The following is a 22,112-nucleotide window of genomic DNA, read 5'->3' on the forward strand; positions in this document are numbered from 1 at the left end:
TCGTCCTTACGAACAAGAGCCCTCACCCGGGCTGTGAAGTGCCGGGTGGGGGCTCTCGTTCGTACGGCATGCGCCTGGCGCCCAAGGCATAGGCTCGCCCCATGTCTCCGGCCAAGAAGCGTGCGCGTTCCTATGATTCCGCCAAGATCCGGAAGGCCGTTCTCGCGCAGTTCGGGCAGGTGCGGGACGCGGTGTTCACGCTCACCCCGGAGCAGCTCAGCGCCCCGACCCGGCTCGGTGACTGGACCGTACGGGAATTGGCGGCGCACTTCACGATGGCGGTCGGCGCGGTGGCCAGGGGGCTGGAGATGCCGGAGCCGGCCCAGCATGAACTCCCGCTCCTGGACTGGCCGTCGGGAACCGCGACCGAGTCCGGCGCCATCGCCGACGGCACCCGTGAACTCGCCGCGAGCGCACAGCCGTCCGAGCTCTTCGCGCGCACCACGGCCCGTATCGAAGAGGCCTTGGGCGAGGCCCCCGACACCCGGCTGATCCCCACCCGTTTCGGCGCGATGACCCTCGCCGACTTCCTCGTCACCCGTACCGTCGAACTCGTCGTCCACACCGACGACCTCAACGACGCGCTGCCCGGCCTCGACGTCCCGTACGACCGCCAGGCGCTCGCCGCCTGCACCCGGTTGCTCGCCGACGCCCTTGCCGTGAAGGCGCCCGGCGCGTCGACCGAGGTGCGGATCCCGCCGTTCGCCGTCGTCCAGTGCGTCGAGGGCCCCCGCCACACCCGCGGCACCCCGCCGAACGTCGTCGAGACGGACCCGCTCACCTGGATCCGCCTCGCCACCGGACGCGTCGGGTGGCGCGCCGCCCTGGACGACGCGAAGGTCAGCGCGAGCGGCGAACGGGCCGATCTCAGCAAGCTGCTGCCGATCATGGGCTGACCCGGACGGCGGACCGGTGGGAACCGATCCGCCCACCCCGCCCGTCCAACCGCCATGCACACGCAATCCCGGAACCTCACCGTCCTGGCCGCGCTCCTGCCCCTCGCGGCCGTCGCAGCGTGCGGATCACAGACCGTGTCCGTCGGGAGTACGCCCGTCACCGGGGTCCGCTGGAACGTCGAGAGCGTCACCGTCGACGGCGCCACCGCGCAGGCCCCCGAGAGCGCGTACGTGGAGTTCCCCTCGGCTGACCGGGCCCGCGGCTACAACGGCTGCAACAGCTTCGACGCGGAGGCCGAGATCGACGGCGACACGATCCGTATCGGCAGGAGCACCATGACGATGTCGATGTGCATGGACAAGAAGCAGCGGGACTTCGAGAAGACCTTCAGCCGGGCCATCGGCGGCAGCAACGAGGCCAGGACCGACGGTGACCACCTGACGCTCACCACCGACGACGGCGACACGATCGCCCTGGTCAAGGAGCGTCCGGCCCCGCTGACCGGCACCGAGTGGACCGTCACGAGCCTGCTCTCCGACGACGTCGCGACCTCGCTCCCGCCGGAGGTGGCGGGCCGGGCCAGGATGACCTTCGAAAAGTCCGGCGAGGCGGGCAAGGACGGCGCAGCCACCGGCAGCCTCGGCTGCAACCGCTTCCGCGCGAAGGCCGAGTTCCGCGACGGCCACCTCACCCTCGGCAGGCCGGTCACGACCCGCGTGCTCTGCCAGGGCCCGCGCATGGCCACCGAACGCGCCCTCCTGAAGCTCTTCGCCCAGAAGCTGTCGTACGAGATCCAGGGCCGCACCCTCACGCTGACGGCCCCCGACGGAACCGGGGCCGTGGCGGGGGCAGGCCGCGGCTGACCCGACGGCACCCCCGGCTCCCGGCCCTGGCTCCCCATCCCCGGCCCCCGCCCCCGCACCTCCGCAGCGAATTCCGTCACACTCGCACCCGCCGTCGCGCCCGGCGCCGCCCCCTCCGGTGCCCACCGCCCCGCACCCGCCGCCGACGCCGCCCCCGAGCCCGCACAGCGATGCCCGTAGCACAAGAAGAACCAGGTCAGCGCCATGATCGCGCCGAAGGGGCGGGGCGGGCGGAAAGGGGGCCGGTGAGGGGCGAAGCACCCCCGGGCCACGGCCTCAGAGCCGGGCGCGCCCGGCTCGATCAGGCGCGGGATCACGTTCGCCAATTCGGACCAGTGGTCGATCTCGCCTACACTCGGAGGCGTGCCACGTGGTGACGGTCGACTCAATCATGATCTGCTCCCCGGCGAGAAAGGCCCCCAGGACGCTTGCGGCGTCTTCGGTGTCTGGGCTCCCGGTGAAGAGGTCGCCAAGCTCACTTACTTCGGGCTCTACGCCCTCCAGCATCGAGGTCAGGAATCCGCGGGAATCGCGGTGAGCAACGGCTCCCAGATTCTCGTCTTCAAGGACATGGGCCTCGTGTCCCAGGTCTTCGACGAGACCTCCCTCAGTTCGCTCCAAGGTCATATCGCGGTCGGTCACGCCCGCTACTCGACCACCGGCGCCTCCGTGTGGGAGAACGCCCAGCCGACGTTCCGTGCCACCGCGCACGGCTCGATCGCGCTCGGCCACAACGGCAACCTGGTCAATACGGCGCAGCTCGCCGAGATGGTCGCGGCCCTCCCCAAGGAGAACGGCCGCAACACCCAGCTCGCGGCGACCAACGACACCGACCTCGTCACCGCGCTCCTCGCGGGCCAGGTCGACGACGACGGCAAGCCGCTGACCATTGAAGACGCCGCCGCCAAGATCCTTCCGGATGTTCGGGGCGCCTTCTCCCTCGTCTTCATGGACGAGCACACCCTCTACGCGGCCCGCGACCCGCAGGGCATCCGCCCGCTGGTCCTCGGCCGGCTCGAGCGCGGCTGGGTCGTCGCCTCCGAGTCCGCCGCCCTCGACATCTGTGGCGCGAGCTACGTGCGCGAGATCGAGCCGGGCGAGTTCGTCGCCATCGACGAGAACGGCCTGCGCACCTCTCGATTCGCAGAAGCGAAGCCCAAGGGCTGTGTCTTCGAGTACGTGTACCTGGCCCGCCCCGACACCGACATCGCCGGGCGGAACGTGTACCTCTCCCGCGTGGAGATGGGCCGCAAACTCGCCAAGGAAGCACCGGTCGAGGCCGACCTGGTCATAGCGACGCCGGAATCGGGCACCCCCGCCGCGATCGGTTACGCGGAGGCCTCCGGCATTCCGTTCGGCGCGGGACTGGTCAAGAACGCGTACGTCGGCCGGACCTTCATCCAGCCCTCGCAGACCATCCGGCAGCTCGGTATCCGGCTGAAGCTCAACCCGCTCAAGGAAGTCATCAAGGGCAAGCGGCTGGTCGTCGTCGACGACTCGATCGTGCGCGGCAACACCCAGCGCGCCCTGGTCCGCATGCTCCGCGAAGCGGGCGCGGCCGAGATCCACATCCGGATCTCCTCTCCCCCCGTGAAGTGGCCGTGCTTCTTCGGCATCGACTTCGCGACGCGTGCCGAGCTGATCGCCAACGGCATGTCGATCGACGAGATCGGCAAGTCCCTGGGCGCCGACTCCCTCTCCTACATCTCCATCGACGGCATGATCGAGGCCACGACCATCGACAAGCCGAACCTCTGCCGCGCCTGCTTCGACGGCGAGTACCCGATGGACCTCCCCGACCCCGAGCTGCTCGGCAAGCAGCTCCTGGAGACCGAGCTCGCGGCAGGACCGGCGAACACCGCCGCCACCGACGCCCTCCGTCGCCCGTAAGACCCCCGTCGTACGACACGAAAGTTCTCAAGCCATGTCTGAGACACCTGGTGCCAGCTATGCGTCCGCGGGCGTCGACATCGAAGCGGGCGACCGCGCCGTCGAACTGATGAAGGAGTGGGTGAAGAAGACGCAGCGCCCCGAGGTCGCCGGCCTCGGCGGTCTCGGCGGATTCGCCGGTCTCTTCGACGCCTCCGCCTTCAAGCGTTACGAGCGTCCGCTGCTCGCCTCCGCCACGGACGGAGTCGGCACGAAGGTCGACATCGCCCGCCGCCTCGGCGTGTACGACACCATCGGTCACGACCTTGTCGCGATGGTCATGGACGACATCGTGGTGTGCGGCGCCGAGCCGCTGTTCATGACCGACTACATCTGTGTCGGCAAGGTGCACCCCGAGCGTGTCGCCGCCATCGTGAAGGGCATCGCCGAGGGCTGTGTCCTCGCCGGCTGCTCCCTCGTCGGCGGCGAGACCGCGGAGCACCCGGGCCTGCTCGGCCCGGACGACTTCGACGTCGCGGGCGCCGGCACCGGCGTCGTGGAGGCCGACCGGCTGCTCGGCCCGGATCGTATCCGTACGGGTGACGCGGTGATCGCCATGGCGTCCTCCGGTCTTCACTCGAACGGGTACTCGCTGGTCCGCCACGTCCTCTTCGACCGCGCGAACCTGAAGCTCGACCAGCACATCGAGGAGCTCGGCCGCACGCTCGGCGAGGAGCTTCTGGAGCCCACCAAGATCTACTCGCTGGACTGCCTGGCGCTGACCCGCACCACGGACGTCCACGCGTACAGCCACATCACGGGCGGCGGCCTCGCGGCCAACCTGGCCCGGGTCATCCCGGACGGCCTGCACGCCACCGTGGACCGCTCCACATGGGCACCCGGCGCGATCTTCGACCTCGTCGGCAAGGCCGGCGCCGTGGAGCGCCTGGAGCTCGAGAAGACGCTGAACATGGGCGTCGGCATGATGGCGATCGTCCCGCAGGACGCGGTGGACTCCGCGCTCGCGACGCTCGCCGACCGCGGCGTGGACTCGTGGGTCGCCGGTGAGATCACCGAGCGCGGCGAGCACGCCACGGGCGCGGCGCTCACGGGTGACTACAGCAAGTAAGACCCGCAGGGCAGCACAAAACCCGGTCCGGCGGTGTTACCACCCCGGACCGGGTGAAGTGCAGTTGCTACGAAAACGAGAACTGCGAAGAACTACTGCTGGACTGCAGACTGCAGGACTGCGAGGTCAAGCGCCGCGGCGCTGCGACGAGGGACCGGACTCGTCAGAGTCCTCGTCATCCTCGTCGTCGTTATACAGATCCGCGTACTGGGCGTACGGGTCGTCTTCCTCGTCGTCGTCCTCGAACGGCTCGCCATTCGGCGGCTGATTCGAGGTCGAAGCGCCCAGCTCATTGGCCAGACGCGAGAGGTCAGTCCCGCCGCTGCTGTACTTCAGCTGGCGGGCGACCTTCGTCTGCTTGGCCTTTGCCCGGCCGCGCCCCATGGCTCGACCCCCTCGGTGACGGGGCTCGACGGCCCCAGAGTCTTGACACGCGTTCATGATCTCGAACGGGCTCTCCGCAGAGAGACCCGTCCTTAGGGCTTCCACGGTACCTGCTCCCGCGGCCATACGGTACGTCGCCCGCAGGACGCGCCTGGGCGCAGAACCAGCAAGGTGCCCTGTCCTCGCTGGTCAGCTGCGATTTTAACCTCTTCTTGGCGAGCGACCCGCCGACGGGCGTGAGTCTTGTCTCCCGCATCCGCCCACGGGCCGCTCCCGGGCACCCCGAACGTCAGCGCCGGCGGGCCTCCGCCATGCGCTGCTCGGCGATCCGGTCGGCCGCGGCGGCCGGCGGAATCCCGTCCGACTTCGCACGCGCGAATATGGCCAGCGTCGTGTCGAAGATCTTCGACGCCTTGGCCTTGCACCGGTCGAAGTCGAAGCCGTGCAGCTCGTCGGCGACCTGGATCACTCCGCCGGCGTTCACGACGTAGTCGGGCGCGTAGAGGATCCCGCGGTCGGCGAGGTCCTTCTCCACGCCCGGGTGGGCGAGCTGGTTGTTGGCCGCGCCGCAGACGATCTTCGCCGTGAGGACCGGGACGGAGTGGTCGTTGAGCGCGCCGCCCAGAGCGCACGGGGCGTAGATGTCGAGGCCCTCGGTGGTGATGAGCGCCTCGGTGTCCGCCACCGCCTGCACGGACGGGTGCTTGTCCTGAATCCGCCGTACGGACTCCTCGCGCACATCCGTGATCACGACCTCGGCGCCGTCCGTGAGGAGGTGCTCCACGAGGTGGTGGCCGACCTTGCCGACGCCCGCGACGCCGACCTTGCGGCCGCGCAGCGTCGGGTCGCCCCACAGGTGCTGGGCGGAGGCCCGCATGCCCTGGAAGACACCGAAGGCGGTGAGCACGGACGAGTCGCCGGCGCCGCCGTTCTCGGGGGAGCGCCCGGTCGTCCAGCGGCACTCGCGCGCGACGACGTCCATGTCGGCGACGTAGGTGCCGACGTCGCACGCCGTCACGTAGCGCCCGCCGAGCGAGGCGACGAAGCGGCCGTAGGCGAGCAGCAGTTCCTCGCTCTTGATCGTCTCGGGGTCACCGATGATCACGGCCTTGCCGCCGCCGTGGTCGAGGCCGGCCATGGCGTTCTTGTACGACATCCCGCGCGCGAGGTTCAGGGCGTCGGCGACGGCCTCCGCCTCGTTCGCGTACGGGTAGAAGCGGGTGCCGCCGAGGGCGGGGCCCAGGGCGGTGCTGTGGAGGGCGATGACGGCCTTGAGGCCACTGGCGCGGTCCTGGCAGAGCACGACTTGCTCATGGCCGCCCTGTTCCGAGTGGAACAGGGTGTGCAGAACATCGGCAGGGGCGCCGGTTACGTCGGTCACTGTGGTGACTCCCGGGTAAGTAGCGGCGGTTGGAGACGGTGCCCGTACGGGTGGCGGGTCCCGTTGGGCAAGAGACTAGTGCTGCCCCGCGCAAGTTCGTGGAGGGGTGTTGATCAGGGTGTCGGGTCGCCGAGGTAAAAGCCGCAGGCGCAGTCCAGGGCGTCTTCGGGTGAGCCGAAGGGCAGTCCGGTGGGCAGGAAGTTGTCCTCGTACTTGCCTCGGCTGGCGAGGTAGAGGGCGAAGCCCCAGGTGTGCAGGACGCCGGTGAAGCGCAGGCGGCACAGCGGCAGCGGTTCCTCCTCGCCCGGCAGTTCCCCTGCCACGTAGGCGAATCCGGAGCGGAAGCGCACCTGGACGCGGGCGAGCTGGGGCCAGCGTTCCTTGGCGCGGACGTTCAGACGGTGGCGCAGGTGATCCTGCATGGACTCGGGCGGATTCTTCGGCACGGGTCCATCCTGCTGGGTTACCCCCGCATACGCCATGATCATCACTTTGGTCGGGGTGGGCGAGGGTGTGGCCGGGATGGTCGAGGCGGTCGTGGTGGAGTTGGACGAGAGGGTGCGCGAGTGTCTGATCCGTACAGCGGTCTCCCTGAAAGCGCAGGTGCGGGCGGTGCTCCGGGCGCGGATTGTGCTGGCGGCGGGTGAGGGCCTGAGCAATGGGGCTATCGCGCGGGACCTGGCGGTCAGCGTGAACACGGTCCGTAAGTGGCGCGGACGGTTCGCCGCTCTGGGCCGGGACGGGCTGAAGGACGCCGCCCGCTCGGGCCGGCCCAAGGCATACGGGCCCCAGGTGACGGTGGCGATCGTGGCCGCCGCCACCAGTGTGCCCCCGCACCCGGAAGCGACCTGGTCGCACCGCACGATCGCCGCCCAGGTCGCCGGCACTGTCTTCGCCACCATTTCTGCCTCCCAAGTCGGCCGGATCTTGGCCGACTTGGACCTCAAGCCGCACCGGGTCCGCGGCTGGCTCACCCGCCGAGACACCCCTGACTTCTGGGACCGTGTCGCGGACGTGTGCGACCTGTACCGCGACCCACCTGAAGGGGCGGTGGTGCTGTCCATCGACGAGAAGACCGCGATCGCCGCCCGCGCCAGGCGCCACCCCGGTCGTCCCGTCAGGCCAGGCGAGCCCGCTCGCGAGGAGTTCGAGTACCGCCGCCACGGCACCGCCTCGCTGGTCGCCGCCCTGGACGTGCGCACCGGCGAGGTCCTCACCGAGATCATCGCCCGCAACGACGCAGCGACGTTCACCGCCTTCCTCGACCAGCTCGACACGGTCATCGCCCCAGACCAGGACATCCATGTCGTGCTGGACAACGGCTCCTCCCACACCGCCAAACACACCAAGGCGTGGCTCGCCGACCACCCGCGCTGGCACGTGCACTGGACCCCGCCGCACGCCTCCTGGCTCAACCAGATCGAGCTGTTCTTCTCCGTCCTGACCCGCCGCGTGCTGCGACACGGTGACTTCTCCAGCCGCGATGACCTCATCGACAAGCTGGAGAGTTACGTCATCGGCCGCAACGAGACCGCGAAGCCGTTCAGGTGGACCTATGACGGCAGCCCACTCAAGACCGCCTGATCAGGCCCAACACCCCTCCACGAACTTGCGCGGGGCAGCACTAGAGCCTGCGCCGAGCCGCCAGACGCGCAGTGCCGAGGATCACCCTCTCCTGGAGTACGCGCGTGTCCGGCCAGGTGCGTTCACCTTCGGCCATGGGACGATTTGCAGTGTTTTCCAGGCGCAGTCCGGGGGAGGGAGCAGCCGTGCCCAAGGTGTCTTCGGTGACCGTGCCCTACGCGTCGTATCTGCGCGTGTACGAACCCCTCGCGGCGTTCCCCGAGCCCGAGCGGAGCCACTGGGAGCGCTACGCGCAGCGCCGCGAACGCCCGTCCTACCAGGACGAACTGCGCCGCTCGCTGGCCGACTTGCTGCCGACGCCGCCGGTGCCCGTGCCGGTGCACGAGAGCGACGACGCGTTCGTCATCGAGACGGACGGGGTGGTGTGCGTGTGTCCGTGGCGCACGCGGCTGCGCGGCTGGCAGGCGCTGGACGAGCTGCCGGGCCGCCTGCCGACACCGGTGCTGGACGCGGTGCTCCCGCCGGTGGTGCGCCGGCAGTCCGCCGCGGACTACGAGCGCTGGCTCGCCCGCAACCCGGACGCCCGCCCCTGGATCCGCACGTCCACCTGGCAGATCCCGCTGAACTGGTTCGTGCTCGTCTCGGACGAGGAGCGTGAGTACGGCAAGGGGGCCGCTGACGGAGTGGCGCCGGTGCTGCGCTACCGGACGCCGATGGTGCAGGCGCGGCGCCGGGTGGCGCGGGGGCTTCGCACGCTGCGGGACACGATGGACGAAGGGCCGCTGATCGACGGTCTCGTGGATGTGGGGCGCTGGCTCGAAGAGTTCCATCCGCGTTCATTCGTCGAACTCGACTACGGCGGCCTGGTGCACGCTTTGTCCGCGGAGGATCTGGATGGTGATCATTCCGCTGCGGACGTGGCGGAGGGGATCGAGGCGCTGCGGCGCGGTGACGGTGACGGGGCCGAGGCGGCGTACGCGCGGCTGATGGAACGCTGGCGTGCCGTGCGGGACCGGCAGTTCGCGAACTGACCGTACGGGTGTGCGGGGACGTAGGTCCCGATCCGGGCTTTTGCCCTAAGCGTGATGGACCGCACTTACTACGCCCTTGCGCCCATCACCCCTCCTCGTGCCAAAATAGGACAAGGAGTTCGGGGAGGGCTCCGCTCGGCTGCTTTCGTCCGCGTTCAGCCGAAATCTCAGCATTGCACGCTATGGGGGGTCTCGTGACTCCTGGCGCCACTGTGACTGATCGTCACAGTGGCGTGACTGTCCGCTATGGCATGGTCCATCGGCTTCCGTCGCTGATGAACACCTGGGAGGGCAATTCCATCGGTTTGGCCGACGTGGCTGGACGGATGGTGTAGTTGTAGTGCCGAGGACAAGCCGTTCGTCCTATAACCGACTCGACCCGCGTCCGCCATTTCGGGCAACGCGGGTCAAGGTGCAGAATTTAGAGGAATGAACCGAGAAGGTTCGGTTCTCCCGAGGAGGCCGCTCATGACCGCTCGCACCCCTGATGCCGAGCCGCTGCTGACCCCGGCTGAGGTCGCCACGATGTTCCGCGTCGACCCGAAGACGGTGACGCGCTGGGCAAAGGCTGGCAAGCTCACGTCGATTCGCACGCTCGGCGGGCACCGCCGCTACCGCGAGGCGGAGGTCCGCGCACTGCTCGCGGGCATTCCGCAGCAGCGCAGCGAGGCCTGAACAACTGAATAAACCGGGCGTTCCGGGCTCCCCAGCCCATTTCGCGCCCAACCTATAGCTCCATACGACGCGGGTCCTGCCCCAACAGGCCCACGCCTACTCATGCTTCACGGGTGCGTCGTCGATCGCGCTGGACTCCGCCGGGTCCAGCGCGATTTTTTTATGCGCGGATCCGTGCGGGTGGGGCGGTCCGCCGGGTCTGGCGCGTGGCTTTGTGGGCGGCCCTGTGGGTCCCTGATCGAGTACCGGCGGCGTCTTGCCGGGGGCCGCGGGCGGGTGCTCGGCGGGCCGTCGGGGAGGTTCGTCCGAGGGGTCCCGGGGTGGATCTTCGCGAGTGCCCGGGCGGGCCCCAGGGGTAGTGCAATTGCACATATTAAATTGAGGTGTTGTAGGGCGGGTGTAAGAAACGCTGTTTCTAAAACTGGTCCCGTGACACCCGTCACACGCTCGCACACTTGTTGCTGGTGCGGCCCTTGGGTTAGAGGGGATTCGCGTCGCGGTGTCCGCCGTGCTCCCCCCCGGCTCCCACCGGTTGGGGCCGCCGTCCGGCGCCTTCGGTCAGGCGGTGGAGGGACTTTCGTCCTCCGGGGCCCCGTAGTCCATCTCGGGGCCTCCTGTGGGCTCTCTGCCGGGCTCCAGGGCGAGGCGCAGGAGTTGGTGGCAGACGGGGCAGTGCCGGGTCAGATGGCGGTAGCCGGAGGCGGCGGAGAGGTGGGCGCGCAGCAGGGCGCGCGTCTCGTGCCGGGCGGATGCCGCCATGCGCCACCTCCGGGTCGGGAATCCCTTGCTGTCTGAGTACCGGGGGAGCGGGATGCCGTCAAGACGGCAGGGGGTGGGGTGCGGAGGCGCGGACAGGCGGGGCGGGGCCTTACGCGCGTGCGCGCACACGACTGAGGCCCGCACCCCTCTGCGGGGTACGGGCCTCAGTTCTGCGTGCGGTCCTGACGGGAGGTGCTGCGTTTGACGGCGGCTACGCCGCGGGCGTGGCCTGCGGGTTGGGGGCGCATGACGCGGGTTGGCGGCACACGACTGAGGCCCGCACCCCTTGCGGGATGCGGGCCTCAGTCTTACGTGCGGTCCTGACGGGATTTGAACCCGCGGCCTCCACCTTGACAGGGTGGCGAGCACTCCAAACTGCTCCACAGGACCTTGCTCGCGGCACTTGGTGTTGCTCTGTGCTGCGAGATGAGACTGTACAGCAGCGCAGGCCCGGCGGTCGAACTCACTTAACGTGCCGGGTCCGTTACGGCGCTGCCGCGTCGATCGCCTTCACGATCCGCTTGTCCGAGACCGGGTACGCGGTGCCGAGCGCGTGGGCGAAGTAGCTGACCCGCAGCTCCTCCAGCATCCAGCGGATGTCCAGGACTTCCTGCGGCACGGGCCGCCCCTGCGGCATCTGTTCGAGCAGCCACGCGTACTCGTCCCGCATCTCGTGGACCTTCTCCATGCGCGACGTGTCCCGCTGGACGTTCGTCGGCATCTGGGTCAGGCGCCGGTCCGCGGCGACCAGGTAACGCACCAGGTCGGGCAGGCGCCGCAGGCCCGTGTCCGTGACGAAGCCGGGGCGGATCAGCGCCGTCAACTGCGCCCGTACGTCCGTGAGATTGGCGAGCAGCGTCGGGCTCTTCGTCGACTTCAGGCGGCGCTCGCAGGCCTGCCAGGCGGCGAGGACCTGCTGTACCTGGCCCACCGTCCGTACGGTCGTGTCGACGATCTCGGCGCGCACCTTGTCGTAGAGCTTGCGGTACGACTCCTCGTCCCAGGCGGGGCCGCCGAAGTCCGCGATGAGCTTGTCGCAGGAGGCCATGGCGCAGTCGTCGAAGAGCGCCTGGACCGAGCCGTGCGGGTTCGCGGACAGGGCGAGCTTCTGGGGGTTGGTCAGCTTGTCCGAGGCGAACTTGCCCGGGTTGACCGGGATGTTGCGCAGGATCAGCCGGCGCGTGCCCCTCCACATGGCCTGCTGCTGCTCGGCCTCCGTGTCGAAGAGCCGAACCGAGACGGTGTCCCCGTCGTCGACCAGCGCCGGATACGCCTTGACGGGCTGGCCGGCGCGCCGGGTCTCGAAGACGCGGCTCAGCGTGCCGATCGTCCAGTCCGTGAGGCCCGAGCGCTCCACGGACTCGCCGCCCGAGCGTTCGGCCGTAGCCGCTGCCGCCTGCGAGATCGCCTTGCGGGCCTTCGGCTTGAGGCGCAGCTTGAGTGCCTCCAGGTCCTTGTCCTCGGCGAGGGTCCTGCGCCGCTCGTCGACGATCCTGAACGTGATCTTCAGGTGGTCGGGTACGCGGGACAGGTCGAAGTCATCCGCCGTGACGGGGACGCCGACCATGCGCTGGAGCTCGCGGGCGAGCGTGGTGGGCATCGGCTCCTGCAGGGGCACGGCCCGCTCCAGGAACGCCTTCGCGTAGTTCGGCGCCGGGACGTAGTGCCGGCGGACCGGCTTCGGCAGGGAACGGATCAGCTCGATCACGACCTCCTCGCGCAGGCCGGGGATCTGCCAGTCGAAGCCCTCGTCGGTGACCTGGTTGAGGACCTGGAGCGGGATGTGGACGGTCACGCCGTCCGCGTCCGCGCCCGGCTCGAACTGGTACGTCACCCGGAACTTCAGCGGGCCTTGGCGCCACGAGTCCGGATAGTCGTCCTTGGTGATGGCCTCCGCGGACTCGCGGATGAGCATCGACCGCTCGAAGTCCAGGAGTTCGGGCTCGTCCCGCTTCTTCTGCTTCCACCAGCTGTCGAAGTGGGCGCCCGAGACGACATGCTCCGGGACCCGCTGGTCGTAGAAGTCGAAGAGTGTCTCGTCGTCGACGACGATGTCGCGGCGGCGGGCGCGGTGCTCCAGCTCCTCGACCTCGGTGAGCAGCTTGCGGTTGTCCGAGAAGAACTTGTGGTGCGTGCGCCAGTCGCCCTCGACCAGCGCGTTCCTGATGAACAGCTCGCGGCTCACCTCGGGGTCGATGCGCCCGTAGTTCACCTTGCGCTGGGCGACGAGCGGGACGCCGTACAGCGTCACCTTCTCGTACGCCATCACGGCGGCCTGGTCCTTCTCCCAGTGCGGCTCGCTGTATGTGCGCTTCAGGAGGTGCTCGGCGAGGGGCTCGACCCACTCCGGCTCGATCCTCGCGTTGACGCGGGCCCACAGGCGCGACGTCTCGACGAGCTCGGCGGACATGATGAAGCGCGGTGGCTTCTTGAAGAGGGCGGAGCCGGGGAAGACCGCGAACTTGGCGTTGCGCGCGCCCAGGTACTCGTTCCGCCCGCCGCGCTGCTTGGGGTCCTTGTCCGTGGACTCCTTCACGTCCTTCATCCCGATGTGGGAGAGGAGACCGGCGAGGAGGGAGATGTGGACCTGCTGCTCGGGGGCGTCGTCCTCGTTGAGGTGGATGCCCATCTGCTTCGCGACCGTGCGCAGCTGCGTGTAGATGTCCTGCCACTCGCGGATGCGCAGGAAGTTCAGGTACTCCGACTTGCACATGCGGCGGAACGCGGACGAGCCGAGCGTCTTCTGCTGCTCGCGCACATAGCGCCAGAGGTTGAGGAACGCCAGGAAGTCGGACGTCTCGTCCTTGAAGCGGGCGTGCTGCTGGTCCGCCTGCGCCTGCTTCTCGCTGGGGCGCTCGCGCGGGTCCTGGATGGACAGTGCGGCCGCGATCACCATGACCTCGCGCACACAGCCGTTCTTGTCGGCTTCCAGGACCATCCGGGCCAGGCGCGGGTCCACCGGCAGCTGGGCGAGCTTGCGGCCCTGCTCGGTGAGGCGCTTACGGACGTCCTTCTCCGCCGGGTTCAGCGCGCCCAGCTCCTGGAGGAGCTGCACGCCGTCGCGGATGTTGCGGTGGTCCGGCGGGTCGATGAAGGGGAACTTCTCGATGTCGCCGAGCCCGGCCGCGGTCATCTGGAGGATGACGGAGGCGAGATTCGTCCGCAGGATCTCCGCGTCCGTGAACTCGGGGCGGGCGAGGAAGTCGTCCTCCGAGTACAGGCGGATGCAGATGCCGTCCGACGTACGGCCGCAGCGGCCCATGCGCTGGTTGGCGCTGGCCTGGCTGACCGCCTCGATGGGCAGGCGCTGCACCTTCGTGCGGTGCGAGTACCGCGAGATGCGGGCGGTGCCCGGGTCGATCACGTATTTGATGCCGGGGACGGTCAGGGACGTCTCCGCGACGTTCGTCGCGAGGACGATGCGGCGCACCGATCCCGAGGGGCGCTGGAAGACGCGGTGCTGCTCCGCGTGCGACAGGCGCGCGTAGAGCGGCAGGACCTCGGTGAACCGGAACTTCTTCTTCTCCAGCGCGTCCGCCGTGTCGCGGATCTCGCGCTCCCCGGACAGGAAGACGAGGATGTCGCCCTTGCCCTCGCCCTGGAGCTCCTCGACGGCGTCCGTGATCGCGGTGATCTGGTCCCGGTCGGCCTCGTCGGAGTCCTCTTCGAGCAGCGGTCGGTAGCGCACCTCGACGGGATACGTACGGCCGCTGACCTCGACGATCGGCGCGTCCCCGAAGTGGCGCGAGAAGCGCTCGGGGTCGATCGTCGCGGAGGTGATGACGACCTTCAGGTCCGGGCGCTTGGGCAGCAGCTGCGCCAGATAGCCGAGCAGGAAGTCGATGTTCAGGGACCGCTCGTGGGCCTCGTCGATGATGATCGTGTCGTACGCGCGCAGCTCGCGGTCCGTCTGGATCTCGGCGAGCAGGATGCCGTCCGTCATCAGCTTCACGAACGTCGCGTCCGGGTTGACCTGGTCCGTGAAGCGGACCTTCCAGCCGACGGCCTCGCCCAGCGGGGTGTCCATCTCGTCCGCGATCCGCTCTGCGACGGTGCGGGCCGCGAGCCGGCGGGGCTGGGTGTGGCCGATCATGCCGCGCACGCCGCGGCCGAGCTCGAGACAGATCTTGGGGATCTGGGTCGTCTTGCCGGAGCCGGTCTCGCCCGCGACGATCACGACCTGGTGGTCGCGGATCGCGTCGGCGATCTCGTCCTTCTTCTGGCTGACGGGAAGCTGCTCGGGATACGTGATCTCGAGCGCCTCGTACCGGCCGTGACGCTTCGCCGTCCGGGCCTCGGCCTTCTCGGCCTCCGCCTCGATCTCGGCGAGTACGGCGGCCCGGGCTTCGGGCTTGCGGATGCGGCGCGCACCTTCGAGCCTGCGGCCGAGCCGGTGCGCATCGCGCAGGGACAGCTCGGACAGGCGCTGGGCGAGGGTGCCGAGGACGGGGGCAGGCTGCGTAGACATACGTCCTCCAGGATCTCACCTCGGAGAAACGGGTGGCGAATGGTTTTGAGGTGGGCCGGTTTCGGCTGATACCTAGGCGATTGCCACTGAAGGTCCGTTATAGGTGTTTTAACGTGTCCGTATGCCGGAGCCGAGCGACGACGATCATGAGCACGGCGCCCACGGGCGGGCGCCCACGCGCGGGGAGCGCTGGGAAGACTTCAAGAAGTCGCCGTTCCTGCCCGCGACCGTCCTCGTGTTCATCCTGGCCGCCGCCGCAGGCCTCTTCGCGGGCTCGTACACGTACACGATGGCGAACCCGACGCCGCACCGGATTCCCGTGGCGGTGGTGGGCGCGGCGAACGCGACGCACGGCGGGGCGTTCCTGGCCGGCATGGAGAAGGCGCTGAACGCGTCCCTCGAAGTGCACCCCTACGACAGCATCGCGGCGGCCGTGGAGGGCGTGGACCAGCAGAAGGTCTTCGCGATCCTCGACGTGCGGCAGGGTGACCGCGTCGCGCTCGAGGTCTCGGGCGCCTCCGGTGCCTCGGTCGCGCAGGTCCTGGCCGAGACCGCCCCGGAGGTCGGGGCCGGGCTCGGGGTCCCCGTCACCGTGACCGACATCAAGCCGCTCCAGAAGGGCGACCCGCGCGGCCTCGCGATCTTCTACATCTCGCTGGCCGCGGTCATCATCGGCTTCGTCGGCGCGATCCAGCTGAGCGTGCACGCGCGTGCCCTCAATCCGCTGGAGCGCATCGCGTACACGGTGGCGTACGCGCTGCTCGGGGCCTTCGTGATCGCGGCGGTCGTGGACTGGTGGCTGGGCGCGCTCGATCTGCCGTTCGCCTCGTCCTGGGCGATCCTCGCGCTGACGATGTTCACGTCGGGGATGGTCTTCACGATGTTCAACACGCTGTTCGGGCGATGGGCGATGATCCCGACGTGGGGGCTGATGGTGCTCCTCGGCAACCCGTCGTCGGGCGGCGCGGTGTCGTGGCCGCTGCTGCCGTCGGCGCTCGGCCGCATCGGCCGCTGGCTCCCGCCGGGCGCGTCCGTGAACGCTCAGCACACGGCTGTGTACTTCGGCGGGCACCAGCACGTGTTCCCGTTCGTGGTCCTCACGGCCTGGGCCCTCCTGTCGACCACGATCTTCTGGGTCTGGCGCCACCGCCATCCGGGTGGCCGCACCACGGAAGCGGCCCACGCGGTGGCGCCGGGGGCGTGACCCGGTCGGGTGACCGCACCCGGATACGCCGAAAGCCCCGTCGGAGGCAGGGCTTTCGGGAGGTGGCTGGGCGCGGCCTTCGGGCGGCGGGAGACGGCTCGGGCCGTGGTCCGCCGGGGAAACGCAACAGGCCCCGTCCGGGGACGGGGCCTGAATCTTGTGGCTGGGGCCGGGATCGAACCGGCGACCTATCGCTTTTCAGGCGATCGCTCGTACCAACTGAGCTACCCAGCCACGCGGTTCGCGAACGAATCGCAGCGGTCCTGACGGGATTTGAACCCGCGGCCTCCACCTTGACAGGGTGGCGAGCACTCCAAACTGCTCCACAGGACCAAGCTGTTGTGCGACACAAGTGTCGCACAAGGTGTTGCGTGCCCCCAACGGGATTCGAACCCGTGCTACCGCCTTGAAAGGGCGGCGTCCTGGGCCACTAGACGATGAGGGCTAATTGGCCCGCCTGGGCGCTTCGCAGCGCGTCGGGGACGTGAGAAGCATATGGGATGCGGGGAGGGATCGCCAAAACGGTTTAGGGAGAGGGCGCGGACGAGCCCGTGGGCGCCGTCGGCGAGGGGGTCGCGCCCGGCTGGTTCTCCTTGGGCAGGTGGCGGCTGACCTGTGCCGTCGTCAGGCCGAGGCCGCCCAGTTCGATCTCGTCCCAGGCCTGCAGGCGGCGGGTGTCGCGGTCCAGGTAGAGGACCGACGCCTGCACCGGGTCGGGGGACGCGTCGTCGACGGCGCGCAGACCGCTGCCGCCGGTCGAGCCCTCGACGCGCAGCCGCGTGCCCAGCTTCATCACCTCGGTCTGCTCGTGATGGATGTGGCCCGCGAGGACCAGTGGGACCGTGCCGTCCGTCTCGCGGGCGGCCACCGGGTTGTGGGCGATCGCGATGTCCACCGGCGTGCCCGCCGCCCGCTGGTCGCGCAGCGCGGAGGCGAGCCGGATGCCTGCCATGCGCTCGGCCGGGTCGCCCTGCGCCTTGACCGCCCGGTCCGGCGTGTACTGGGGGTCCCCGGTGCCGGCGAAGCGCAGCCCGGCGACGGTGACCGCCTTGCCGTTGTCGAGTACGCGGACGTTCTTGATGTGTTCGAGGTAGCGCTGGGTGGTCGCCGAGTCGTGGTTGCCACGGACCCAGATGTACGGGGCGCCGAGGTCCTTGATCGGGTCGAGGAACGGGTTCTCGGCCGCCGAGCCGTGGTCCATCGTGTCGCCGGAGTCGACGATGACCGAGATGTCGTACTGCTCGACGAGGGAGGAGATGATCTTCCAGCTGGCCGGGTTCAGATGGATGTCCGAGACGTGCAGGACGCGGATCGTGGACGGGTCCGGCCGGTACGCGGGGAGCGTCGACGTCACGTCGTAGAGCTTCGTCACATTGGTCACCAGGCGCGCCAACTCCTTCTGGTAGACGTCGAATTCGGTGACGATCGAGCGTGCGCTGCCGACGACCGAGGGGGCCGAGGAGAGCAGGCCGGAGAACTTCGGCTCCAGGACCGAATTGGGGTTCCAGGTCGCGTACGCCGCCCCTCCCGAGGCCGTCAGGAGGGCGAGCGCGAGACCGCCGGCGCCCAGTGCGCGGCGGGGGCGGCGGTAGACCGCGAGGCCGAGCGCGGTGGCGCCGGAGACGACGGCGACGCAGGAGCGCAGGGCGAGGTCGAGGGTGCCGTGCTCGATGTCGCGCGTGACCTCGTCCTGGAGGCCCGAGAGGCGCTCGGGGTGGTTGACCAGGGCCTCGGAGCGGACCGGGTCGAGGCGGTCGACGTCCACGTCGAGGCGGACGGGGGCCGTGTGCGACTTCAGCTCCAGGGAGCCGAGCGGCGAGACATTGATCTTCGTGCCGCCGGTCAGGGACGGGCGCAGCGTCATCCGGGTGTCCATCGGGCCGACCGGGACGCGGACGTTCCCCACGGCGAGCAGGCCGAGCCACGCGCCTACGAGGACGACGGCGGCGAGGCCCAGGGCGCGGAGGTACGGGCGGGGCTGGAGGGTGAGATCGCCGGTGGGGCGGGGGCGGCGGCCGCGACGGCGGCGGCCGACCGCGGAGGGGATGTTCCGCAGGGCGGACAGGGCGGCGACAGCGAGGGCGCGGGCCATTGGTCCCGTATGCCCATGCGGATGGTGCCGTATACCCGGACGGACAGGCCGATCTGCGGGCGGGTGGCCGACAATGGCCGTGTGCTGGAGATGACGCGCGAGGAGTTCGAGGAACTGGTCGCCGAAGCCCTGGACCGGATTCCGCCGGAGCTGACGCGGCTCATGGACAACGTGGCGGTGTTCGTCGAGGACGAGCCCCCCGCCGAGGACCCTGGGCTGCTCGGCCTCTACGAAGGGACGCCGCTGACCGACCGGGGCGAGTGGTACGCGGGCGTGCTGCCCGACCGCATCACCATCTACCGGGGACCCACGCTGCGGATGTGCGAGGCCCGCGAGGACGTCGTCCGGGAGACGGAGATCACCGTGGTCCACGAGATCGCCCACCACTTCGGGATCGACGACGCGCGGCTGCACGCCCTCGGATACGGGTGACGGCCGGGCCGTGAGCGGGCGTGTCCTCTTGCGGGGAGCGGGAGTTGGGAACGGTGACGTCGATTTTCCGGCGGTTGCCGTTCCCGTTTCAGCTTCAGCCCCAGCTTTTCAGCGCCCCGGAGGTGCTCGCCCGTGCGCCAGCTGTCCGTACCCCCTCGTCTGGTTCGACTGGCCGCGACGGTGGTGGCCGTCACCGCGGCGACCACCGGCTGCATGAGCGTCGCCCACGAGGGGGGCGGGCCCGCTCCGTCGCACTCGGCGGGGCGGCACGGCGGGCGGGCGGCCCCGGACGGCGGCGCGGTGGTCCCAGGGGGCGGCGGGGCGCGGGCGGGCGGCCGGGAGGGCGCGGACGGGTCGCCGTCGGCGGGGTCGAGCGGCACCGCGTCCGACGCGGCCTCGGGTGCCGCCTCGCCCTCCGCGAGCGCCACCAAGGGCGGGCCGACGGGTCCGGTGAAGCCGTCGGCGAGTGGGCGGACCACCCCGCCGTCCCGGCCGACCCCGACGCGCACCCCGCCGGACACGCCCACGCCGACCCAGGACACCCCCACGCCGACGCCCGACCCGACCACCGCGGAGCCCTCGTCGTCGGCGCACGAGCAGGCGTCGGCCCGGGTGCGGATCGTCCCGGAGCCGGCGCCGCAGGCGGGGATGCCCGCGTAGGAGTGACCTCGGGGGCGGATGTGAGCGGGGTCTCAGGGGATCGGTTTGCGCTGGAGGGTGGTGGCTGACTATGGTGGTAGATCGTTTGATACCAATTGCCCGGCGCCGTTAAGAGAGCGCCGCGTGGCGCGTTCTCTCCCCAGCCGTGGCTGGACCGCATTGAGGCGGTCGTTTGCGAAATTCACGGAGTTGACGGGCGCGTGCCGAGACTCCGGAAGGTTTCGCATTTCGTATGTCCATTTCCAGTTCTGACCACACCGTCATGCCCGAGAACGACGAGGCCGTGCAGGTTCTCGCCGTCGACGAGGACGTGACTGCCGTTGCCGTCGGAGAGGCCGCTGTCAGCGCCTCGGCCGATGCCGACACCGACGACGACACCCCCGCCGAGCCCACCCTGACCTTCGGCGACCTCGGTCTGCCCGAGGGCATCGTCCGCAAGCTCGCGCAGAACGGCGTGACCGCGCCGTTCCCGATCCAGGCCGCGACCATCCCGGACGCCCTGGCCGGCAAGGACATCCTCGGCCGTGGCCGCACCGGCTCCGGCAAGACCCTCTCCTTCGGTCTGCCGACCCTGGCGCGCCTCGCCGGCGGTCACACCGAGAAGAAGAAGCCCCGCGCGGTCATCCTGACCCCGACCCGCGAGCTGGCGATGCAGGTCGCCGACGCCCTCCAGCCCTACGGCGACGTCCTCGGCCTGAAGATGAAGGTCGTCTGCGGCGGTACGTCCATGGGCAACCAGATCTACGCCCTCGAGCGCGGCGTCGACGTCCTCGTCGCCACCCCGGGCCGTCTGCGCGACATCATCAACCGCGGCGCCTGCTCGCTCGCGAACGTCGAGATCGCCGTTCTGGACGAGGCCGACCAGATGTCCGACCTGGGCTTCCTGCCCGAGGTCACCGAGCTGCTCGACCAGGTCCCGGCCGACGGCCAGCGCATGCTGTTCTCGGCCACGATGGAGAACGAGATCTCCACGCTGGTCAAGCGCTACCTGACCAACCCGGTCACGCACGAGGTCGACGCCGCCCAGGGCGCCGTCACGACCATGACCCACCACATCCTGATCGTGAAGCCCAAGGACAAGGCGCCGGTCACTGCCGCGATCGCCTCCCGCAAGGGCCGCACGATCATCTTCGTCCGCACCCAGCTGGGCGCCGACCGCATCGCCGAGCAGCTCCAGGACGCCGGTGTGAAGGCCGACGCGCTGCACGGCGGCATGACGCAGGGTTCTCGTACCCGCGTCCTCGCCGACTTCAAGGACGGCTACGTCAACACGCTCGTCGCCACCGACGTCGCCGCCCGCGGTATCCACGTCGACGGCATCGACCTGGTCCTGAACGTGGACCCGGCCGGTGACCACAAGGACTACCTGCACCGCTCGGGCCGTACCGCGCGTGCCGGCAAGTCCGGTGTCGTCGTCTCGCTGTCGCTGCCGCACCAGCGCCGCCAGATCTTCCGCCTCATGGAGGACGCGGGCGTCGACGCCTCGCGCCACATCATCCAGGGCGGTGCGGCCTTCGACCCGGAGGTCGCCGAGATCACCGGTGCCCGGTCCATGACCGAGGTCCAGGCCGAGTCCGCGGGCAACGCCGCGCAGCAGGCCGAGCGTGAGGTCACCTCCCTCACCAAGGAGCTGGAGCGTGCCACGCGCCGCGCCGGCGAGCTGCGCGAGGAGGCCGACCGCCTCACCGCGCGTGCCGCCCGTGAGCGTGGCGAGGACGCCGAGGGTGTCGTCGCCGCCGTCGCCGCCGCTGCCGAGAAGGCCGCCGAGGCGTCCGTCCCGGAGCAGGCTGCCGCGCCGGCCGAGCGCCAGGAGCGTTCGTCCTCGTACGAGCAGCGCCCGCAGCGCCGTGACGAGCGGGGCAACTACGAGAAGCGCGACCGTCGCGACGACCGTCCGTCGGGCGGCTTCAACCGTGACCGTCGTGACAACGACCGTGGTGGCTTCCGTCGCGACGACCGTCCGTCCGGTGGCGGCTTCAACCGTGACCGTCGGGACGAGCGCCCCTCGGGCGGCGGCTTCCGCCGTGACGACCGTCCGTCCGGTGGTGGCTTCAACCGTGACCGTCGTGACAACGACCGTCCCGCCGGTGGCGGCTTCAACCGTGACCGTCGTGACGAGCGTCCGTCCGGTGGTGGCTTCAACCGTGACCGTCGGGACGAGCGCCCCTCGGGCGGCGGCTTCCGCCGTGACGACCGTCCGTCCGGTGGTGGCTTCAACCGTGACCGTCGTGACAACGACCGTCCCGCCGGTGGCGGCTTCAACCGTGACCGTCGTGACGAGCGCCCCTCGGGCGGTGGCTTCCGTCGCGACGACCGCCCCTCCGGCGGCCACCGCGGCAGCGACCGTCCGTTCAACCGTGACCGTCGCGACGACCGTCCTGCCGGCGGCGGCTTCCGCGCCGGTGGCCACGACCGTCCGTACGGCCGCCGTGACGACCACCGCGGTGCGGGCTCCGGCTCGACCGGCGGTTCCTCGTTCCGCCGCGACGAGAAGCCGCGCTGGAAGCGCAACGGCTGACAGCCGCAAGGCCTGATGGCCTGACGGCTTGAGCCGAGAAGGGCCCGGGAGACGATCACGTCTCCCGGGCCCTTCTCCTTTTCCGCCCTCGTACCGGCGTCCACCCGCGGGCATCATTTGGCCAAGGCCCGCGCATGCCCTGCCCCCGGCACGGGAATCGCTGGGG

At 70.0% G+C, this 22,112-nt stretch carries 17 protein-coding genes and 4 tRNA genes; 11 read left to right on the top strand and 10 right to left on the bottom strand.

Annotation, left to right across the window (positions count from 1 at the left end):
- Nucleotides 1-101: 101 nt before the first annotated feature.
- The 4 genes from OG758_RS26475 (at nucleotide 102) to purM (ending at nucleotide 4,758) form a co-directional block, all read left to right on the top strand.
- Nucleotides 102-896 carry a maleylpyruvate isomerase family mycothiol-dependent enzyme gene (locus OG758_RS26475; protein ID WP_326712245.1) on the top strand — a complete coding sequence of 265 codons (795 nt, stop codon included), beginning with the start codon at nucleotides 102-104 and terminating at the stop codon, nucleotides 894-896.
- A gap of 54 nt (nucleotides 897-950) precedes the next feature.
- Nucleotides 951-1,760 (top strand): META domain-containing protein, encoded by an 810-nt coding sequence (locus OG758_RS26480; RefSeq protein ID WP_326712246.1) that lies wholly within the window; start codon nucleotides 951-953, stop codon nucleotides 1,758-1,760.
- Nucleotides 1,761-2,123: 363 nt separating this feature from the next.
- Nucleotides 2,124-3,650, top strand: coding sequence for an amidophosphoribosyltransferase (purF, locus tag OG758_RS26485; RefSeq protein ID WP_227295805.1), 1,527 nt, complete (start codon nucleotides 2,124-2,126; stop codon nucleotides 3,648-3,650).
- 34 nt (nucleotides 3,651-3,684) lie between these two features.
- A complete protein-coding gene (gene purM / locus OG758_RS26490; RefSeq protein ID WP_326712247.1) occupies nucleotides 3,685-4,758 on the top strand; it encodes a phosphoribosylformylglycinamidine cyclo-ligase in 1,074 nt (357 codons plus the stop codon).
- 126 nt (nucleotides 4,759-4,884) lie between these two features.
- On the opposite strand, the gene OG758_RS26495 is transcribed toward purM, so the two are convergent.
- The 3 genes from OG758_RS26495 to OG758_RS26505 all read right to left on the bottom strand — a co-directional run bounded on the left by OG758_RS26495 (nucleotide 4,885) and on the right by OG758_RS26505 (nucleotide 6,969).
- Nucleotides 4,885-5,142 (bottom strand): DUF3073 domain-containing protein, encoded by a 258-nt coding sequence (locus OG758_RS26495; RefSeq protein ID WP_116512208.1) that lies wholly within the window; start codon nucleotides 5,140-5,142, stop codon nucleotides 4,885-4,887.
- 289 nt (nucleotides 5,143-5,431) lie between these two features.
- Nucleotides 5,432-6,523, bottom strand: a complete 1,092-nt coding sequence (locus tag OG758_RS26500; RefSeq protein WP_326712248.1) for a Leu/Phe/Val dehydrogenase — start codon at nucleotides 6,521-6,523, stop codon at nucleotides 5,432-5,434.
- Nucleotides 6,524-6,636: 113 nt separating this feature from the next.
- Nucleotides 6,637-6,969 carry a hypothetical protein gene (locus tag OG758_RS26505; protein WP_266569625.1) on the bottom strand — a complete coding sequence of 111 codons (333 nt, stop codon included), beginning with the start codon at nucleotides 6,967-6,969 and terminating at the stop codon, nucleotides 6,637-6,639.
- 34 nt (nucleotides 6,970-7,003) lie between these two features.
- On the opposite strand from OG758_RS26505, the gene OG758_RS26510 reads away from it, so the two are divergent.
- The 3 genes from OG758_RS26510 (at nucleotide 7,004) to bldC (ending at nucleotide 9,813) form a co-directional block, all read left to right on the top strand.
- Complete coding sequence (locus OG758_RS26510; protein ID WP_266569624.1) at nucleotides 7,004-8,107, top strand: IS630 family transposase; 1,104 nt, start codon at nucleotides 7,004-7,006, stop codon at nucleotides 8,105-8,107.
- Nucleotides 8,108-8,292: 185 nt separating this feature from the next.
- On the top strand, nucleotides 8,293-9,138 hold the full coding sequence (locus OG758_RS26515; protein WP_326712249.1) for a hypothetical protein: 846 nt from the start codon (nucleotides 8,293-8,295) through the stop codon (nucleotides 9,136-9,138).
- A gap of 468 nt (nucleotides 9,139-9,606) precedes the next feature.
- Nucleotides 9,607-9,813, top strand: coding sequence for a developmental transcriptional regulator BldC (gene bldC, locus OG758_RS26520; protein WP_003949541.1), 207 nt, complete (start codon nucleotides 9,607-9,609; stop codon nucleotides 9,811-9,813).
- 558 nt (nucleotides 9,814-10,371) lie between these two features.
- Here bldC and OG758_RS26525 read toward each other — a convergent pair.
- From OG758_RS26525 to hrpA, 3 genes are all read right to left on the bottom strand, one after another.
- Complete coding sequence (locus OG758_RS26525) at nucleotides 10,372-10,572, bottom strand: DUF6274 family protein (RefSeq protein ID WP_326712250.1); 201 nt, start codon at nucleotides 10,570-10,572, stop codon at nucleotides 10,372-10,374.
- A 315-nt stretch (nucleotides 10,573-10,887) separates the two neighbouring features.
- Nucleotides 10,888-10,962: transfer RNA gene (locus OG758_RS26530), tRNA-Asp, on the bottom strand.
- A 94-nt stretch (nucleotides 10,963-11,056) separates the two neighbouring features.
- Nucleotides 11,057-15,040 (bottom strand): ATP-dependent RNA helicase HrpA, encoded by a 3,984-nt coding sequence (gene hrpA, locus OG758_RS26535; protein WP_326712251.1) that lies wholly within the window; start codon nucleotides 15,038-15,040, stop codon nucleotides 11,057-11,059.
- Nucleotides 15,041-15,161: 121 nt separating this feature from the next.
- On the opposite strand from hrpA, the gene OG758_RS26540 reads away from it, so the two are divergent.
- Nucleotides 15,162-16,244 (top strand): ABC transporter permease, encoded by a 1,083-nt coding sequence (locus OG758_RS26540; RefSeq protein WP_326712252.1) that lies wholly within the window; start codon nucleotides 15,162-15,164, stop codon nucleotides 16,242-16,244.
- A gap of 160 nt (nucleotides 16,245-16,404) precedes the next feature.
- On the opposite strand, the gene OG758_RS26545 is transcribed toward OG758_RS26540, so the two are convergent.
- From OG758_RS26545 to OG758_RS26560, 4 genes are all read right to left on the bottom strand, one after another.
- A tRNA-Phe gene (locus tag OG758_RS26545) sits at nucleotides 16,405-16,478 on the bottom strand.
- Nucleotides 16,479-16,502: 24 nt separating this feature from the next.
- Nucleotides 16,503-16,577: transfer RNA gene (locus OG758_RS26550), tRNA-Asp, on the bottom strand.
- A 39-nt stretch (nucleotides 16,578-16,616) separates the two neighbouring features.
- Nucleotides 16,617-16,689: transfer RNA gene (locus OG758_RS26555), tRNA-Glu, on the bottom strand.
- Between the two features lie 81 nt (nucleotides 16,690-16,770).
- Entirely contained in the window at nucleotides 16,771-18,336 is a 1,566-nt protein-coding gene (locus OG758_RS26560) for a metallophosphoesterase family protein (protein WP_326712253.1), read from the bottom strand.
- An 81-nt stretch (nucleotides 18,337-18,417) separates the two neighbouring features.
- On the opposite strand from OG758_RS26560, the gene OG758_RS26565 reads away from it, so the two are divergent.
- The 3 genes from OG758_RS26565 to OG758_RS26575 all read left to right on the top strand — a co-directional run bounded on the left by OG758_RS26565 (nucleotide 18,418) and on the right by OG758_RS26575 (nucleotide 21,946).
- A complete protein-coding gene (locus OG758_RS26565; RefSeq protein WP_326712254.1) occupies nucleotides 18,418-18,768 on the top strand; it encodes a metallopeptidase family protein in 351 nt (116 codons plus the stop codon).
- A gap of 132 nt (nucleotides 18,769-18,900) precedes the next feature.
- Entirely contained in the window at nucleotides 18,901-19,428 is a 528-nt protein-coding gene (locus OG758_RS26570) for a hypothetical protein (protein WP_326712255.1), read from the top strand.
- A 232-nt stretch (nucleotides 19,429-19,660) separates the two neighbouring features.
- On the top strand, nucleotides 19,661-21,946 hold the full coding sequence (locus tag OG758_RS26575) for a DEAD/DEAH box helicase (protein WP_326712256.1): 2,286 nt from the start codon (nucleotides 19,661-19,663) through the stop codon (nucleotides 21,944-21,946).
- Nucleotides 21,947-22,112 lie beyond the last annotated feature (166 nt).

It is taken from the genome of Streptomyces sp. NBC_01474, from assembly GCF_035918215.1.
Classification (GTDB): Bacteria; Actinomycetota; Actinomycetes; order Streptomycetales; family Streptomycetaceae; genus Streptomyces; species Streptomyces aureus.